Source organism: Variovorax sp. RTB1, from assembly GCF_035018765.1.
Classification (GTDB): domain Bacteria; phylum Pseudomonadota; class Gammaproteobacteria; order Burkholderiales; family Burkholderiaceae_C; genus Variovorax.
The window spans coordinates 48,652-63,388 of the sequence record NZ_JASJXG010000028.1 but is presented as its reverse complement, the minus strand read 5'-3'; the positions used below and the strand labels follow the sequence as shown (position 1 = coordinate 63,388).

14 protein-coding genes are annotated in these 14,737 nt (G+C 65.9%); 10 read left to right on the top strand and 4 right to left on the bottom strand.

All coding sequences use genetic code 11. From position 1 onward, the window contains the following. A partial coding sequence (locus QN397_RS17180; protein WP_323501489.1) for a DEAD/DEAH box helicase occupies positions 1–1,788 on the bottom strand: 1,788 nt, incomplete at its 3' end. A gap of 124 nt (positions 1,789–1,912) precedes the next feature. Beyond that, entirely contained in the window at positions 1,913–3,451 is a 1,539-nt protein-coding gene (locus QN397_RS17175; protein WP_323495139.1) for a helicase HerA-like domain-containing protein, read from the bottom strand. 100 nt (positions 3,452–3,551) lie between these two features. On the opposite strand from QN397_RS17175, the gene QN397_RS17170 reads away from it, so the two are divergent. Genes QN397_RS17170 through fabG form a run of 10 tightly spaced genes read left to right on the top strand, consistent with a single transcriptional unit; the run spans position 3,552 to position 13,122 of the window. Beyond that, complete coding sequence (locus QN397_RS17170; protein ID WP_187052146.1) at positions 3,552–3,866, top strand: phosphopantetheine-binding protein; 315 nt, start codon at positions 3,552–3,554, stop codon at positions 3,864–3,866. 5 nt (positions 3,867–3,871) lie between these two features. After that, positions 3,872–4,510, top strand: a complete 639-nt coding sequence (locus QN397_RS17165) for a hypothetical protein (RefSeq protein WP_323501488.1) — start codon at positions 3,872–3,874, stop codon at positions 4,508–4,510. Positions 4,511–4,566: 56 nt separating this feature from the next. Continuing rightward, the gene (locus QN397_RS17160) at positions 4,567–6,282 is read left to right on the top strand and encodes an AMP-binding protein (protein ID WP_323501487.1); all 1,716 of its coding nucleotides are present in this window, start codon (positions 4,567–4,569) and stop codon (positions 6,280–6,282) included. Next, the gene (locus QN397_RS17155) at positions 6,279–7,274 is read left to right on the top strand and encodes an acyl-CoA synthetase (protein ID WP_323495142.1); all 996 of its coding nucleotides are present in this window, start codon (positions 6,279–6,281) and stop codon (positions 7,272–7,274) included. Before QN397_RS17160 ends, QN397_RS17155 begins: the two co-directional genes overlap by 4 nt. Further along, a complete protein-coding gene (locus QN397_RS17150; protein WP_323495143.1) occupies positions 7,246–7,875 on the top strand; it encodes a LolA-related protein in 630 nt (209 codons plus the stop codon). The genes QN397_RS17155 and QN397_RS17150 overlap by 29 nt, the downstream gene beginning before the upstream one ends. After that, complete coding sequence (locus tag QN397_RS17145) at positions 7,872–10,301, top strand: transporter (RefSeq protein ID WP_323495144.1); 2,430 nt, start codon at positions 7,872–7,874, stop codon at positions 10,299–10,301. The genes QN397_RS17150 and QN397_RS17145 overlap by 4 nt, the downstream gene beginning before the upstream one ends. 16 nt (positions 10,302–10,317) lie before the next feature. After that, complete coding sequence (locus QN397_RS17140) at positions 10,318–11,154, top strand: polysaccharide deacetylase family protein (RefSeq protein ID WP_323495145.1); 837 nt, start codon at positions 10,318–10,320, stop codon at positions 11,152–11,154. Continuing rightward, entirely contained in the window at positions 11,151–11,918 is a 768-nt protein-coding gene (locus tag QN397_RS17135; RefSeq protein ID WP_323495146.1) for a class I SAM-dependent methyltransferase, read from the top strand. The genes QN397_RS17140 and QN397_RS17135 overlap by 4 nt, the downstream gene beginning before the upstream one ends. Continuing rightward, on the top strand, positions 11,915–12,379 hold the full coding sequence (locus tag QN397_RS17130; protein WP_323501486.1) for a hydroxymyristoyl-ACP dehydratase: 465 nt from the start codon (positions 11,915–11,917) through the stop codon (positions 12,377–12,379). The genes QN397_RS17135 and QN397_RS17130 overlap by 4 nt, the downstream gene beginning before the upstream one ends. Beyond that, entirely contained in the window at positions 12,376–13,122 is a 747-nt protein-coding gene (fabG, locus tag QN397_RS17125; protein WP_323501485.1) for a 3-oxoacyl-ACP reductase FabG, read from the top strand. Before QN397_RS17130 ends, fabG begins: the two co-directional genes overlap by 4 nt. 126 nt (positions 13,123–13,248) lie before the next feature. On the opposite strand, the gene QN397_RS17120 is transcribed toward fabG, so the two are convergent. Further along, entirely contained in the window at positions 13,249–14,475 is a 1,227-nt protein-coding gene (locus QN397_RS17120; protein WP_323495149.1) for a beta-ketoacyl-[acyl-carrier-protein] synthase family protein, read from the bottom strand. Beyond that, complete coding sequence (locus QN397_RS17115) at positions 14,472–14,726, bottom strand: acyl carrier protein (RefSeq protein ID WP_323495150.1); 255 nt, start codon at positions 14,724–14,726, stop codon at positions 14,472–14,474. The genes QN397_RS17120 and QN397_RS17115 overlap by 4 nt, the downstream gene beginning before the upstream one ends. Positions 14,727–14,737: the final 11 nt, after the last annotated feature.

Here is a 14,737-nt window from a genome sequence, read left to right as displayed (position 1 = left end):
CTCCCCACCCAACCCAATCACCAACCTCTGCATAGCCCGCGTCGCCGCCACATAAAACACCCGAGCAGCCTCCTGCTCGTCTTCGCCCTGCGCTGGCATATGCCCCACACCCGGCAGCGCCACCACAGGAAACTCCAACCCCTTGCTGACCTTCATGGTCATGACCTGGATGGCATCAGCCGCAGGGTTGTAGTCGCCTGATCGCTTGCGCAGGTTGAAAGGCAACTTGCGCTGGAGCAGTGCATCCGCGCACAGTTCCATGGTTTTCCAGTCCGCGCACAGGATGGCCATGTCGCCCCAGGCGTGGCCTTCCTGATGAGCGTGGCTCAGCTGGTCGGCGATGGCGAATGCTTCTTCGCGCAGGCTGGGCAGTTTGATGAGGATGGGCGCTTGTCCGTCACGTCCGCAACTGATGGGCTTAAGCAGCGGAATACCGTCGTCGTCCTTGTCGTCCGCGGTCAGCAGGTCGGCCGCAATCAGGTTGGCGGTTTGCAGAATCTGCCGCGTGTTGCGGTAGTTGATTTTCAGGATGGTGGTGCGCCCCTGCGCCTGCACGCCCACGCTCTTGAAGCTGAATTGCTTGCTGCGTTTGCGCTCGTAAATGCTTTGTGCGTCGTCGTAAAGCAGTAGCAGGCTGTTGGTGCTCGGGTCGACCATCTGCGTGACGAGCTTGAGCCACTCCGACGCGAAGTCGTGACCCTCATCGATGAGCACCGCCTGGTATTGGCCGCTGGGAATGTGCTTTTGCTCCACACCACGAATCACGCGCTGCACAAACTCTTCCATCAGCTGTGCCGTGCCCATCTTTTCGGTGGGCAGCAGGTTGTAGGTCTTGAGTTGGTCGCGGCACCATTTATGAAAATGGCGCACATGCACGGTGTCGGCCAAACCCTTGGCGTCCATCACGCTGGCCAGCTTCACACCCAGCGGCTCGTTGAAACACAGGATGAGGATGGGCTTGCTGGTCGGCGTGCAAGCCTTGGCCAGGTACTCGGCGCGGTAGCCGAGGATCATGGTCTTGCCGGAACCGGCCACGCCGTGGATGACGCGGTGACCGTCGCCCAGTGACCTGGCCAGCTGCTCCTGCTGCAGGTCCATTACCCGCATGATGTCGGGCAGCTCGGCGTCGGCGTCGCTGTCGTCGAACAGCACGCCGCTTGTTTGCACGCGCACTTCCGGGAAAAGAATCCAGCGCACTCGATCGAGTTGCGGCAGCGACATGGCGCCGCGCATCATGAAAGGGAACATGCCCCACATGCGGCTCTGCAAATCTTCGGGATCCACTTTTTCGAGCATCTCGTCGCTGCAGATCACCTGGTTCGGCTCAATGATCTGGTCGAGCTGGCCGTCAGTGAATTGCTTGCGCGTCATGTTCGGAAACACGACCCCGTAGCTCCACGGGAAAATCAGGCCGCCCTGATGCTTGCCGTCTGGGTGTACGAGCTGAGCATCTCTTTTGAGCGCATCCACGACGGCATGCGCGTGCTGTCGGGCCTGTTCTGCCGGATTGGGGAGCGTCTTCAACATGCCACCAATAAAGACCTGCCAACTTTGTTTGTTGGCATGCTGAATGGTCTTGGGACTCCAGTCCTTCACCTCCAGGATCAAGATCCCGCGACGCGGATGCATCACTACAAAGTCAGGGTGCAGGTGCTTGGGTCCGATGGGCACGTCATACCAAAGCAGGTAGTCGTCTTCGAGCTTTTGCTCGAGCCGCTCGGCCAAACGCCTTTCGCCGCTTGTCATGTGCGACGCGCAGCTGCTTATCGCCGGAATAAGTGTTGCCATCGATGTCACGCGCCTTGTTGCAATGATTTACACAAATCATGCATCACTTGGGCGCGTGGGCTGTCGTCTACCTGCCGAACGGGCAATCAAACAAGGGTTTGTACGGCGTTCTTCACATTGAAGCTCAGCGCTTCTTCGCGCCGAAGATGCCGCCCAGCACGCCACGCAGGATTTCCTTGCCGACCGATGTGCCCATGGTGCGCACCGCAGAGCGCGCCATGGTCTGCGCCAGGCCGTCGCGCCTGCCGCCACGCGGCCCGGTCGATCCGAACAACAGTTCATTCAGCCCGCCCATCAAGCCACCGCCTGCAGCGTCGGGTGTTGACGCGCCGCCGCTGGCACCGGGAATCGTCGCCGTGCCGGTTGTCGCTGGCGCACCCGGCGCCGTCTCTGTACGACCCTTCAGCTTCTCGTAAGCCGATTCCCTGTCGACCGTCTTCTCGTACACACCCGCCACCAGAGAATTGCCCAGCAGCGCCTGCCGCTGCACCGGCGTGATCGGCCCGAGCTGGCTGGCCGGTGGCAGCACGTAGACGCGCTCGGTGATGCTGGGCCGACCCTTGTCGTCGAGCAGGCTCACCAGCGCTTCACCCACCGCCAATTCGGTGATGGCCTTCTCGATGTCGAGGCCTGGCTTTTGCCGCATCGTCGTCGCGGTCGCCTTGACGGCTTTCTGGTCGCGCGGCGTGAAGGCGCGCAGTGCGTGCTGGACCCGGTTGCCGAGCTGCGCCAACACAGAATCCGGAATGTCCAGCGGGTTCTGGGTCACGAAATAGACACCGACGCCCTTGGAGCGCACCAGCCGCACGACGAGCTCGATGCGCTCCACGAGCGCCTTCGGCGCTTCATTGAACAGCAGATGTGCCTCGTCGAAAAAGAAGACCAGCTTGGGCTGATCGGGGTCGCCGATCTCGGGCAGCTGCTCGAAGAGTTCCGACAGCATCCACAACAGAAAGGTCGCATAGAGCCGCGGCGAATTCATCAGCTTGTCGGCCGCCAGGATGTTGACCACGCCCTTGCCATCGACGGTCTGCATGAAGTCGGCGATGTTTAGCATCGGCTCGCCGAAGAACTTGCCGCCACCCTGCGTTTCGATCTGCAGCAGGCCGCGCTGGATAGCGCCCACGCTGGCCGCGCTGATGTTGCCGTACTCGGTGGTGAACTGGCTGGCGTTCTCGCCGACGTGCTGAAGCATCGCGCGCAGGTCCTTCAGGTCGAGCAGAAGCAAGCCGTTGTCGTCGGCGATCTTGAAGACGATGTTCAGCACGCCGGCCTGCGTCTCGTTGAGGTCGAGCATGCGGCCGAGCAGCAGCGGCCCCATGTCGGACACCGTGGCCCGCACCGGGTGGCCCTGCTCGCCGAACACGTCCCACAGGGTGACCGGGCAGGCCAGCGGCGTGGGCGCATCGAGCCCGCGCTCCTTCAAGGTGGCCGCCATCTTGTCGCCGATATGGCCTGGCTGGCTGATGCCCGTGAGGTCGCCCTTGACGTCGGCCATGAACACCGGCACGCCGATGCCCGAGAGCTTTTGCGCGATGGTCTGCAACGTGACCGTCTTGCCGGTGCCGGTGGCGCCGGTGATGAGGCCGTGTCGATTGGCGAGCGCAGGGAGCAGGGCGCACTCGATGGTGTCGTGGCGGGCAATCAAAAGAGGGTCGGCCATAGGCACTCCGGGGTCGTATCGATGCGACAGTCTAGCGAAGGCCGCCTCCTATAATTAGGGGCACTTTGTCGCCTTTGTAGAACAGTTCCGGAGCTCCCTTTTGTCATCGATTGCACAAACCCCCATTCCCGCCGTTGGCGATGCTTCTTCGGAACAAACGCCGCTCGAAGCCGAGCTGGCCGTGTTGCTTGTCGAATCCCTGAATCTGGAGATCGCGCCGGCCGACGTGGCGCCCGACGCGCCGCTGTACGGTGAAGGCCTGGGACTCGACTCGATCGACATCCTCGAAGTCGCGCTGGAAGTCTCGCGGAAGTACGGCTTTCAGCTGCGTTCCGACGACGAGCGCAACCAGCAGATCTTTACGTCGCTGCGCACTCTTGCGACCCACGTCGCACAGAATCGCAGCGCTACCTGAAGCCGATGTCGAGGTGGCGGCTGGCGCTCCTGCTGGTGGCGGGCGCTGCTTACGCAGGGCTGTCGCACTGGATGATGCTTTTTCATGCGGCGGAACCGTGGGCCGTGGTGGTGCTGCTCGTGCCGTTGTGGCTGACCGCGCTTGGCCTCGCTGCGGCACGCGTCGGCAAGTGGGCGCTGCTCATCGTCGCCGCGGCCGGCGCCGCATTGTTCGCGCTGGTGTTGCGCGGCGAGGCAGGCGACCCCAACCGGCTCTACGTGCTGCAGCACGCGGGCATCAACTTGGTGCTGTGCATCTGGTTCGGCAGCACCCTGCGCGGTGATGGCTTGTCGCTCATAGGCCAGTTCGCGCAGCGCGTGCATGCGATCGTGCCCGGCATGAAGCGCTACACCGATCAAGTCACCTTGGTGTGGACGGTGTACTTCGCGCTGATGGTCGTCGCCTCGGTCGTCGTCTACCTCACGCTGCCGTTTTCAGCCTGGTCGTTGCTGGCCAACGTGTTGACGCCGGTGAGCGTGGTGTGCCTGTTCGTCGGCGAACATTTCATGCGCTACCAACTGCACCCCGAGTTCGAACGCACCCGCATGATCGATGCGGTGCGAGCCTTTTATGGCGCGCCTGTCGACAACGGCGCGCCGCGATGAACAGTACGTCTGGTACTCCGTCTGTTACTCCGTCTGGTACCGCGAACACCACGCAAATGAAGTCCGATCTTCCAAAGTTCCTTCCGCTGCTGGGCGCACGCGACCTCGACGCACCGCTCGCCTGGCGCGCCGGCGTGCCGATTTCGTCACGCCAGTACCTGGCCGACGTGACCGCTCTCGCCGAGCAGTTGCCTGCGCAAGGTCCGGTGGTCAATCTGTGCGTCGACCGCTATTCCTTTGCCGTCGGTCTCGGCGCTGCGCTGGTGCGCCGACTGCCCAGTTTGCTGCCGCCAGACGCGCGGCCCGAGACGCTGTCGCGACTGCGCGAAGGCAATCCCCATCTCTTCGCAATTGCCGACGACAAGCACCTCGATCCGCAAGGCATCACGGTGGTCTGGACCGATCCGCGCGTGCATGTCGCCGTGCGCGACGGCGCAGCGATAGAGATGCCGATGATCGATGCCGAAGGCCATGCCGTCAGCCTGTTGACTTCCGGCTCGACCGGCGTGCCGCAACCGCATGCCAAGAGTTGGCGCACGCTGGTCGACGACGTCGGCGCGGCGGTGCCACGGCTCTCTGATTTGCTGAAGCTGCCGTCGCTCAAAGGCTTGACGCTGGTGACGACAGTGCCGGTACAGCACAGCTACGGGCTCGAATCGTCGGCCTTGCTCGCCATGCTCGGCGGCGCATCGTTCGACAGCGGCCGGCCGTTCTTTCCGGCGGATGTCACATCCACGCTCGAGGCGTCGCCGCGGCCGCGTGCGCTCATCACCACGCCGTTTCATCTGAAGACCCTGTTGGTGGCCGGCGTGCCGCTGCCAGCGGTCGACCTGATCCTGTCGGCCACGGCACCGCTGTCGCCGCAACTCGCCGTGCAGGCCGAGCAGGCGATGTGCGGCGCGCTGATCGAAATCTACGGCAGCACCGAGTCGGGCCAGGTCGCAACAAGGCGCACCACTGAGAGCGAGGTCTGGCACACCTTCGGCGAAATCCAGGTGACGGCCGAGCCGACCGAAGACGGTGCGGAGCGCTTCGTTTTCAGCGGCGATTTCGTGCCCCGCCCGACGCCGATGGCCGACGTGCTGGAGTTGATCGATTCGCAGCACTTTCGCCTGTTAGGCCGGGCCAACGACCTGATTCACGTGGCCGGCCGGCGCAGTTCGCTCGGGCATCTGAACTTCCACCTGAACAGCGTCGCCGGCGTGGTCGATGGCGCGTTCTGGCTGCCCGACGAAGTGGCCGACGGCGTGGTGCGGCCGGTGGCCTTCGTGGTCGCGCCGGAGTTGAAGTCGGGTGACCTCATCGCGGCGTTGCGGCAGCGGCTGGAGCCGGTCTTCGTGCCGCGTCGCGTGGTGCATGTCGCGTCGCTGCCGCGGGAGGGCACCGGCAAGCTCACGGTGCGTGCGTTGCGCGAATTCGCGCTGGCGCAACTGGCCGACGACAGCACTGCGGTGCAGGTCACGCGCGACGTGCCGGTAGACCATCCGGCTTTTGCCGGCCACTTTCCCGGCCAACCGTTGGTGCCCGGCGCATTGTTGCTGGCCGAGGTGCTCGAAGCCGCGCACGGCGTGCCGGCCTTGGTCGCGCGACTGGGCCGGCAACCGACGCTGGCGGCCTGCAAGTTCCTGTCGCCGGTACGGCCGGGCGCCACGTTGACGATCGAGCTTCAACCCGAGCCGGGCGCAGCCAGAGGCGTGCGCTTCGAGGTGCGCTGCAATGCGCAGATCGCGGTCAGCGGCCGCTGGATGCCGGGGACAGACACGGCTGCATGAGCGCCGATCCGACCGTGACAAGACCCGCGCCCGAAACCGATCGGCCGGCCGCTGCAGCCGATTGGTCGACCACGCCGGAGCGCGCCAACAAGGTGGCGCTGCAGGTGATCTGCTGGATCGCATTGACGATGGGACGCCGCGCCGCGCGGCTGGTACTGCATCCGGTCACGCTGTATTTCCTGCTCTTTTCGCCAGCGCCGCGTCGCCACATCAAGCGGTACCTGTTCCGCGTGATCGGTCCAAACGCAGGGTGGGGCGACGGCTACAAGCTGCTGCACGCCTTCGCCTCCACCGTGCTCGACCGTGTCTACTTTCTGCGCGGCCGCATGGACCTGTTCGATGTGCGGGTCGTCGGCAAAGAGCCGGTCGAGAGCGAAGCACTGGCGGGCCGCGGCGCCTTTTTGCTGGGTGCGCATGTCGGCAGCTTCGAGGCGCTCGGTGCCTGCAAGGGGCTCAGCCCCGACTCGCCAAAACTGCGTCCGGCGATGCTCATGTTCCCGGACAACGCGCGGCAGATAAACGCCATGCTGGATGCGATCAGCCTGCCGGAACTGCGGCCGCACGTGATCGCGCTGGGCCGACCACATTCGATGCTCGAGCTGCGTGACTGGCTCGACACTGGCGGCATGGCGGGGCTGCTGGCCGACCGCACGCTGCCGGGCCAAGTCGAGCAGGCCGGTCAGCGCGGCAACAGCATCGAGCTTCCGTTTCTGGGGCAGCCGGCGCTGTTCAACGACGGGCCGTTTCGTCTGGCTGCGCTGCTGCGCCGCCGCGTCTTCTTCATGGCGGGTTTGTATGTGGGCGGCGCCCGCTACGATGTGCTGTTCGAACCGCTGGCCGATTTCAGCGAACGCATTCGCGACCCGGCCGAGCGGGAACGCGCGATCCGCGAGGCAGTCGAAGCCTATGTGGCACGGCTCGAAGCGCTGTGCCGCAAGTACCCCTACAACTGGTTCAATTTTCATGATTTCTGGCTCGAAGATTCGCGGTGAGTTGGGCGGATGCGCAGGCGCAGTGCAATGGCGTGACGTATGCCGCGCGCTGCTGCTTGTGCTGGCTTTCAGCGCGTCGTCGGCCTGGGCATTCGAACTGCCAGACCTGATGGGCCTGCTGGCCAAACAGAAGAGCGGCGAGGCACGTTTCACCGAACAGCGCTTCGTGCGCGGTCTCGAAGGCCCGCTCAACGCCAGCGGCACGCTGAGCTTCACTGCGCCCGACAAACTGTCGCGTCGCACGCTCACGCCGCGGCCTGAAAGCATGGTCGTCGACGGCAACAACATGGTGCTGTCGCGCGGCGAGCGCACACGCACCATGACGCTCGACAGCGTGCCCGAACTGCAAGGCCTGGTCGAGGCCATGCGTGGCACCTTGAGCGGCGACACGGCCGCGCTCACGCGCTATTTCAAGAGCGCCGTCGGTGGCTCGGTGGACGGCTGGACGCTCGATCTGCAACCGCTCGACAACCGCCTCGCCGCGCAAGTCCGCAGCGTGCGAATGAGCGGCCGTGGCAGCGAAGTGCTCGGCCTCGAAATGGAGTTCGTCGGTGGCGACCGCTCTGTCATGACGATCGTTCCGACCCGGCCTGCGCCGTGACATCGCGCCAGCCGGTTGCGACCGCTGGGGCCACGGGTGCGCCCGGGCTCAGCCGCCAGCGTCGCATCGTGGTGCTGCTGGTCTGGCTTGCCATCGTCGCGGCCGGCGTGGTCTTGATCACACGCACGCATTTCAGCGCCGACCTGTCGGCCTTCCTGCCCCAGAGCCCCGATGCGCGCCAGCGCGTGCTCATCGAGCAACTGCAAACCGGTGTGGCGTCGCGCACCTTGCTGATCGGCATCGAGGACGGCACCGATGCAACGCAGCGCGCGGTCGTCTCGCGTTCGGTCGCTGGCGCCATGCGCGAAAGCGGCTTGTTCGACCAGGTGCAGAACGGTGACGCCTCTGACTGGAAGGCGGCCGGCACCTGGCTGTTCGATCACCGCTATCGACTGTCGACATCCGTCACGCCCGAGCGTTTCACCGCTGCTGGTCTGCACGATGCCATTGCCGACACGCTGTCGTTGCTCGGCACGCCGGCTGGCAACCTGGTCAAGCCGCTGCTCGACCGCGATCCGACCGGCGAGACGCAAGGCGTGGCCGAAAGCCTCATCCCCGCCAATGCGCCGCGCACCGAAGCCGGCGTGTGGGCCTCGCGCTCGGCACCGCGCGCGGTGTTGCTCGCGACCACCCACGCTTCCGGCAGCGACCTCGACGCGCTGACCATCGCCATCGCCAAAGTGCAGTCGGCTTTCGATGCGGCCACGCGTGACATGACTGGCGCCAAGCCACGGCTGCGGCTGAGCGGCGCGCCGGTGTTCTCCGTGCAGAGCCGCGATCAGATCAAGGGCGAGGCGATCCATCTGTCCATCGTTGGCGGCATCGTGATGGGCTGTTTGCTGCTGCTGGCCTTCGCATCGCCCAAGGCCTTGCTCATCGCGTTCCTGCCGGTCGCGACCGGCGTGGTCGCGGGCACCGCCACCGTCAGCCTGGTGTTCGGCAACGTGCATGGACTGACGATGGGATTCGGCAGCACGCTCATCGGCGAGACCATCGACTACGCCATCTATTACCTGATCCAGGCGCGCGGCGCTGCGGTGCCGGGTACCGGCTGGCAACGCTGGCGCGACCTCAACTGGCCGACCGTGCGACTCGGTCTGTTGACGTCGGTGTGCGGCTTTGCAGCCCTGCTTTTCTCCGGCTTTCCGGGGCTCGCGCAGCTCGGTGTTTTCTCGATTGCCGGCCTGGTCGCCGCGGCCCTCGCCACGCGCTACGTGCTTCCGGTGCTGGCGCCCGACGGCGCCACCGGCATGGGCATGCGCCGCACCATGGCCAAGGTCGCCGGTGCCATCGTGCGCGGACTGCCGCGGCTGCGTCTGGGCCTGTTCGCGCTCGGCCTTGCCGCGCTGGCTTTGCTGGCCTGGCGCGGTGCCGACCTGTGGCGCGCCAACCTGAGTGCGATGAGCCCGCTGCCCAAGGAAGCGCAGGCGCTCGACGAATCGCTGCGTGCCGACATCGGTGCCAGCGACGGCGGTCTGCTGGTCGTGGCGCAAGGTGCGGATGTGCAGAGCGTATTGCGCAACGCCGAGGCCGCCAGCCTCCGCCTCGAAAAGATGGTCGACAGCGGCGAGCTCACCGGCTTTGAAACGGTCACGCGTTTTTTGCCGAGCGAAGCCGCTCAACAGGCACGCGTCGCGAGCCTGCCCGACGGCGCCACGCTGCGAAGCCGGCTGAACGAAGCGATGAAGGATCTGCCGTTGCCGGTCGCGCGGCTCGAACCGTTTCTTACCGATGTCGAGACCGCGCGCAACCAGCCCATGGTGCAGCGCGAAGACCTCGCGAGTGGGCCGCTCGGGCCGATCGTCAGCTCGTTGATGTACCAGCGGCCGGGCGGCGGATGGGGTGCGTTGATCGCGCTGCACCCGGGTACGAAGTTCGATCAGGCTCGGCTCGAATCGGCGCTCGCCGGCGTGCCGGATGTGCAGGTGGTCGACGTCGGCCGCGAACTCGGTGCGCTCTACGATCGCTATTTGCATGAAGCCTTCGTTCAGGTGCTGCTCGGCGCGCTCGCGGTCGTGGTGCTGCTCGGCCTGTATCTGCGATCGCCGCGCCGGCTGCTCGCGGTGTGCCAGCCGTTGGTGTTTGCTGTCGTGCTCACGCTGGGCGGCCTCGCGGTGCTGCAGGTGCAGCTCGGCATCCTGCATCTCGTGGGCATGCTGCTCGTGGTGGCAGTGGGGTCCAATTACGCGCTGTTCTTCGATCAGTTGCGCGAGACAGGTCGTGCCGACGAAGACACGCTGGCGTCGCTGATGCTGGCCAATCTCACGACGGTGGTGTCGTTCGGCTTGATCGCGATCTCGAACATTCCGTCGCTGTCGGCCATCGGCCGCGTGGTGGCACCGGGGGCGATGCTGGCATTGCTGTTGTCGGCTGCCTTCGTGCGGGGCGCGCCGCCAGCGCCGCCGGTGTCGAGCGGTCGCCGCTGATGGGAAAATATTAAAAGTGACACCACTTATCAACTCGACGCGTGGGACTGCATGGCCCTGGCCGCCCATTCTGCGGGCCAGTGTCGGCTGGCATGTGGCCGCGATCGGCGCTGGTGTGCTGGTCCCGGGCGCACTGCCCTGGGCGGTCGGCGCCATCGTGCTGAACCATGCGCTGATCACCGGCGCCGGCCTGACGCCACGCAGCAGTTTGCTCGGCCCTAACGTCACGCGTTTGCCCGAAGCAGCGGCCGCGCGGCGCGAGGTCGCCATCACCATCGACGACGGGCCCGAGCCTGACGTCACGCCGCAGGTGCTAGACCTGCTCGATGCGCACGGCCAGCGCGCCACTTTTTTCTGCATCGCCGAGAGGGTACGGGCGCAGCCCGCTTTGGCGCGCGAGATCGTGGCGCGTGGTCACAGTATCCAGAACCACACGACGCAGCATCGGCATAACTTTTCCTTCCTGGGTCCGCGCGGTTTTGCCAGCGAGATCGCTCAGGCGCAAGACATGCTCGCCGATGTGACCGGGCATAAACCGACCTGTTTTCGTGCGCCCGCCGGGTTGCGCAATCCGTTTCTGGAGCCGGTGCTGCATCGGCTCGGGCTGCGGCTCGTGAGCTGGACTCGCCGCGGCTTCGACACCCGCGAAGGCGATGCGGCCAAGGTGCTGGCGCGGTTGACGCGTGGCCTGCAGGCGCGTGACATCCTCTTGCTGCACGACGGTAATGCCGCACGCACGGCAGCGGGCCGCCCGGTGCTGCTCGACGTGTTGCCCGCGTTGCTCGACCGCCTGCGTGCCGACGGGCTGAAGTCCGTTACGTTGCCGCAAGGACTTCAAGGGCACCGCACATGAATGCCGACACCTCGCCGCTTCCGCAGCCCGACGCCGCATGGCGCGAGCTGCACGAGGCAGCCACGTTGCCCTACAAAACGGCCGGTAACTTCGCCTGGCATTTCGCGCGCGGCAAGCTGGGGCGCGACCCGGTCTTTCGCGCTTTGATCGAACGCCGGTTGATCGACGCCCGGCATGCGCGCGTGGTCGACATCGGTTGCGGCCAGGGCCTGTTCGCGAGCCTGCTTGCATCGATGAGCGCGATGCAGGCCAAGGGCCGTTGGCCAGCGTCGTGGCCCGCCACCACTGCAGCTGCGCAGTACACCGGCATCGAGCTGATGCCCAAGGACATCGCACGTGCCCAAGCGTCGATCGGCCATCTGCGGCCGGCGCCTCGACTGCTCTGTGCAGACATGTGCAACGCAAATTTGCCGGCGTGCGATCTGGTCGTGATCCTCGACGTGCTGCACTACGTCGGCATCGCCGCGCAGGACGATGTGCTGCGGCGCGTGCGCGATGCGCTGCAGCCGGAAGGGCGCCTGTTGCTGCGTGTCGGCGATGCGTCTGACCGACGCGGCTTTGCAGTGAGCCAGTGGGTCGACCGGATGGTCACCCGCATTCGCGGCCACAAGGTTTCGCCGACCTGGGGCCGGCCGCTGGCCGCATGGAGCGCCACGCTCGAAGGCTTCGGCTTCAAAGTGCAGAGCGTGCCGATGAGCCAGGGCACGCCGTTCGCGAACGTACTGCTGGTCGCCGATCTCTGTCTGTCTGAAAGCAAAGAATGACGCCCCAAACACTCGACCGCGCCGCCATCGCCCGACGCATTCCGCACAGCGGCACCATGTGTCTGTTGGACCGCCTCGAAAGCTGGTCGGCCGAGGCCATCCACTGCACTACCGCCACCCACACGGCGCCCGACAACCCGTTGCGCACCGCGAGCGGGTTGCTCGTGCCCAACGCCATCGAATATGCGGCGCAGGCCATGGCCTTGCATGGCGGCGTGCTGGCGGTCGAGGGCAGCGTGCCGTCGGCTGGGTTTCTGGCGAGCGCACGTAACGTGAAGATGGCTGTCGAGCGGCTCGACGACATCGCCGGTTTGCTGCATGTGCGCGCCCGTCGGCTGTCGGGCGATGCGCGGCAGGTATTCTATGAATTCGACTTGACCGACAGCGAGGGCCGGGCGGTCGCCGAAGGCCGCGCCCTGGTCGTCCTCAACACGCCACTGGCGATGGAAGCTCCCCAATGACTCTCGAAGGCAACACTCTCGCAGGAAAACGCGCCCTCATCACCGGCGCGAGCGGCTCGCTCGGTGCGGCCATCGCGACGCGGCTGGCGCGCGACGGCGCCACTGTGTTGCTGCATGCCAATTCAAGGCCCGAGGCCGTGGAGCAACTGGCCGCGACGATCATCGCCGCCGGCGGCAAAGCCGAGAGCGTGGTGTTCGATCTGCGCAGCGATGAGGCCGCGCGCCTGGCCTGCGAGCGCATGCTTGAAGCCGGCCCGGTGCAGATCGTCGTGAACAACGCCGGCGTGCACGACGACGCGGTCATGCCTGGCATGCGGCCCGAGCAGTGGCACAAGGTCATCGACGTGTCGCTCAACGGCTTCTTTCGGGTGACGCAGCCGCTGTTGCTGCCGATGCTGCGCACGCGCTGGGGCCGCATCCTGAACATCTCGTCGGTCGCGTCGCTCACCGGCAATCGCGGGCAGGTTAACTACGCGGCCGCCAAGGGCGCGCTCAACAGCGCGACCAAGGCGCTGTCGCTCGAAGTGGCAGCGCGCGGCGTCACCGTCAATGCCATCGCGCCGGGGATCATCGCATCGCCAATGGCCGATGCAGTGTTCGACCCGGCGATGATCGCGCAGATGGTGCCGGCCAAGCGGGCCGGGACGCCGGACGAGGTGGCGGCGCTGGCCGGTTTTCTGGCAAGCGCCGAAGCCGCCTACATCACGGGGCAGGTCATCTCGATCAACGGCGGGATGATTTAGCTCGCCCCACCCCTGACCGGGGGCAACACCAGCAGCCCGGCGAAGCCGGTGTCCGCGGTGTTTCTGGAAGGGGGCAGCGTCGCGATGGCCGGTGGGTCGCAGTGCGGCCAGCCGGGCGCGCTTGCTTCAGCGCTTGAAAAGCAAGACCGAATTGGTCCCGCCGAAAGCGAAGGAGTTGCTGATGGCGGCCTGCGCATTGGCAGCGCTGTAGCCGGGTTCGAGCACCAGATTCAGCGCGCAAGCCGGGTCGGGCGTGACGCAGTGCGCATTGGGCGGCAGCCGTTGCTCGTAGAGCGCCATCACGGTAATCACGGCTTCGATCGCACCGGCTGCGCCCAGCAAGTGGCCGTGCAGCGCCTTGGTCGAGCTCACTTTCAGTGCGTCGATATCGGTGCCCCATACCTCGGCCAATGCCTTGGCTTCGACTTCGTCGCCGATGCGTGTCGCGGTGCCGTGTGCGTTGCAGTAGCCGATGTCGCGAGGCTCCAGGTCGGCCATCTTCAGGGCCTGGCGCAGCGCACGCGCCTGGCCAGGCGCGTCGGGCTTGGTGAGGTGCGTGGCGTCGCAGCTGCTGCCCCAGCCTGCGAGCGTCGCGTAGTGTTTGGCACCACGCGCCTTTGCACGCTCTGCCGATTCGAGCACGATGAAAGCCGCACCTTCGCCCAGCGCGAAGCCGCTGCGATCGGCGGCGAAGGGGCGCACCGCGTCGGCGGCCTCGCCGGGCGCGAACGAGGCGAGCGTCTGCATCGCCTGCCACGCCATGACCACGCCGGGGACGATCAGCGCTTCGCTGCCGCCGGCGATGGCCAGGTCGACATCGCCGCGCTGCACCGCCTTGGCGGCTTCGGCGATGGCCAGTGACGACGATGCGCACGCGACCGAATAGGTGAGCACCGGGCCATGAACGCCCTGACGCATGGCGACATGCGCTGCCGGTGCGTTGGGCATGAAAGCGGGGATGGTCAACGGCGGCACGCGGCCGGAGCCGCCGCTCTGCGTGTTGCCGCTTCGGTACGCGGCCTCGAGAGCCGCCGCACCGCCCATGCCGCAGCCCACGAAGACGCCGATGCGCTCGGCCTCGACCGTTCCCGCGGCGCCAGCGTCCTTCATGGCGAGCTCTGCCGCAGCGACGGCCAACTGGCTCACGCGGTCGACCCCGGCCAGCTGCAGCTTGGTGAACCAACGCGAAGCGTCGAAGGCGACGGTCGCTGCGGCCGCCGGCTTGGGCAGCTCCGGAAATACGGGATGGATGGCCGAATGGCCGAGCATCAGCGCTTCGAACAACGTGGTCGGGCTGTCGCCGTGCGGTGCCACGACGCCCATGCCGGTGACGACGACGGCGTAGGAATTCACGCTGCTTTTTTCACTTCGTCTTTTGCAGCGCGAACACGGTCGACCAGCGCGGCCAATTCACCAAGGGTGTCGATGTTCGGATCGTCGTCCGGCAGTTCGATGTGAAAGTGATCTTCGATTGCGAACACGAATTCGGCGATCGAGAGCGAATCGAGCCCGGACTCTCGCATCGACGCATCGGGCGCGAGCTTTTCAGGCGGGATGTCGTACTTTTCCTGGATCAGGTCCTGCAACTCTTTCAGCGAACTCATGGTGAGGTGAA

Coding starts and splice junctions, on each gene's coding strand:
- QN397_RS17135 (WP_323495146.1), top strand. CDS start 11,151: ATGAATGCCGACACCTCGCCGCTTCCGCAGCCCGACGCCGCATGGCGC.
- QN397_RS17165 (WP_323501488.1), top strand. CDS start 3,872: ATGTCGAGGTGGCGGCTGGCGCTCCTGCTGGTGGCGGGCGCTGCTTAC.
- QN397_RS17130 (WP_323501486.1), top strand. CDS start 11,915: ATGACGCCCCAAACACTCGACCGCGCCGCCATCGCCCGACGCATTCCG.
- QN397_RS17155 (WP_323495142.1), top strand. CDS start 6,279: ATGAGCGCCGATCCGACCGTGACAAGACCCGCGCCCGAAACCGATCGG.
- fabG (WP_323501485.1), top strand. CDS start 12,376: ATGACTCTCGAAGGCAACACTCTCGCAGGAAAACGCGCCCTCATCACC.
- QN397_RS17175 (WP_323495139.1), bottom strand. CDS start 3,451: ATGGCCGACCCTCTTTTGATTGCCCGCCACGACACCATCGAGTGCGCC.
- QN397_RS17150 (WP_323495143.1), top strand. CDS start 7,246: ATGATTTCTGGCTCGAAGATTCGCGGTGAGTTGGGCGGATGCGCAGGC.
- QN397_RS17160 (WP_323501487.1), top strand. CDS start 4,567: ATGAAGTCCGATCTTCCAAAGTTCCTTCCGCTGCTGGGCGCACGCGAC.
- QN397_RS17115 (WP_323495150.1), bottom strand. CDS start 14,726: ATGAGTTCGCTGAAAGAGTTGCAGGACCTGATCCAGGAAAAGTACGAC.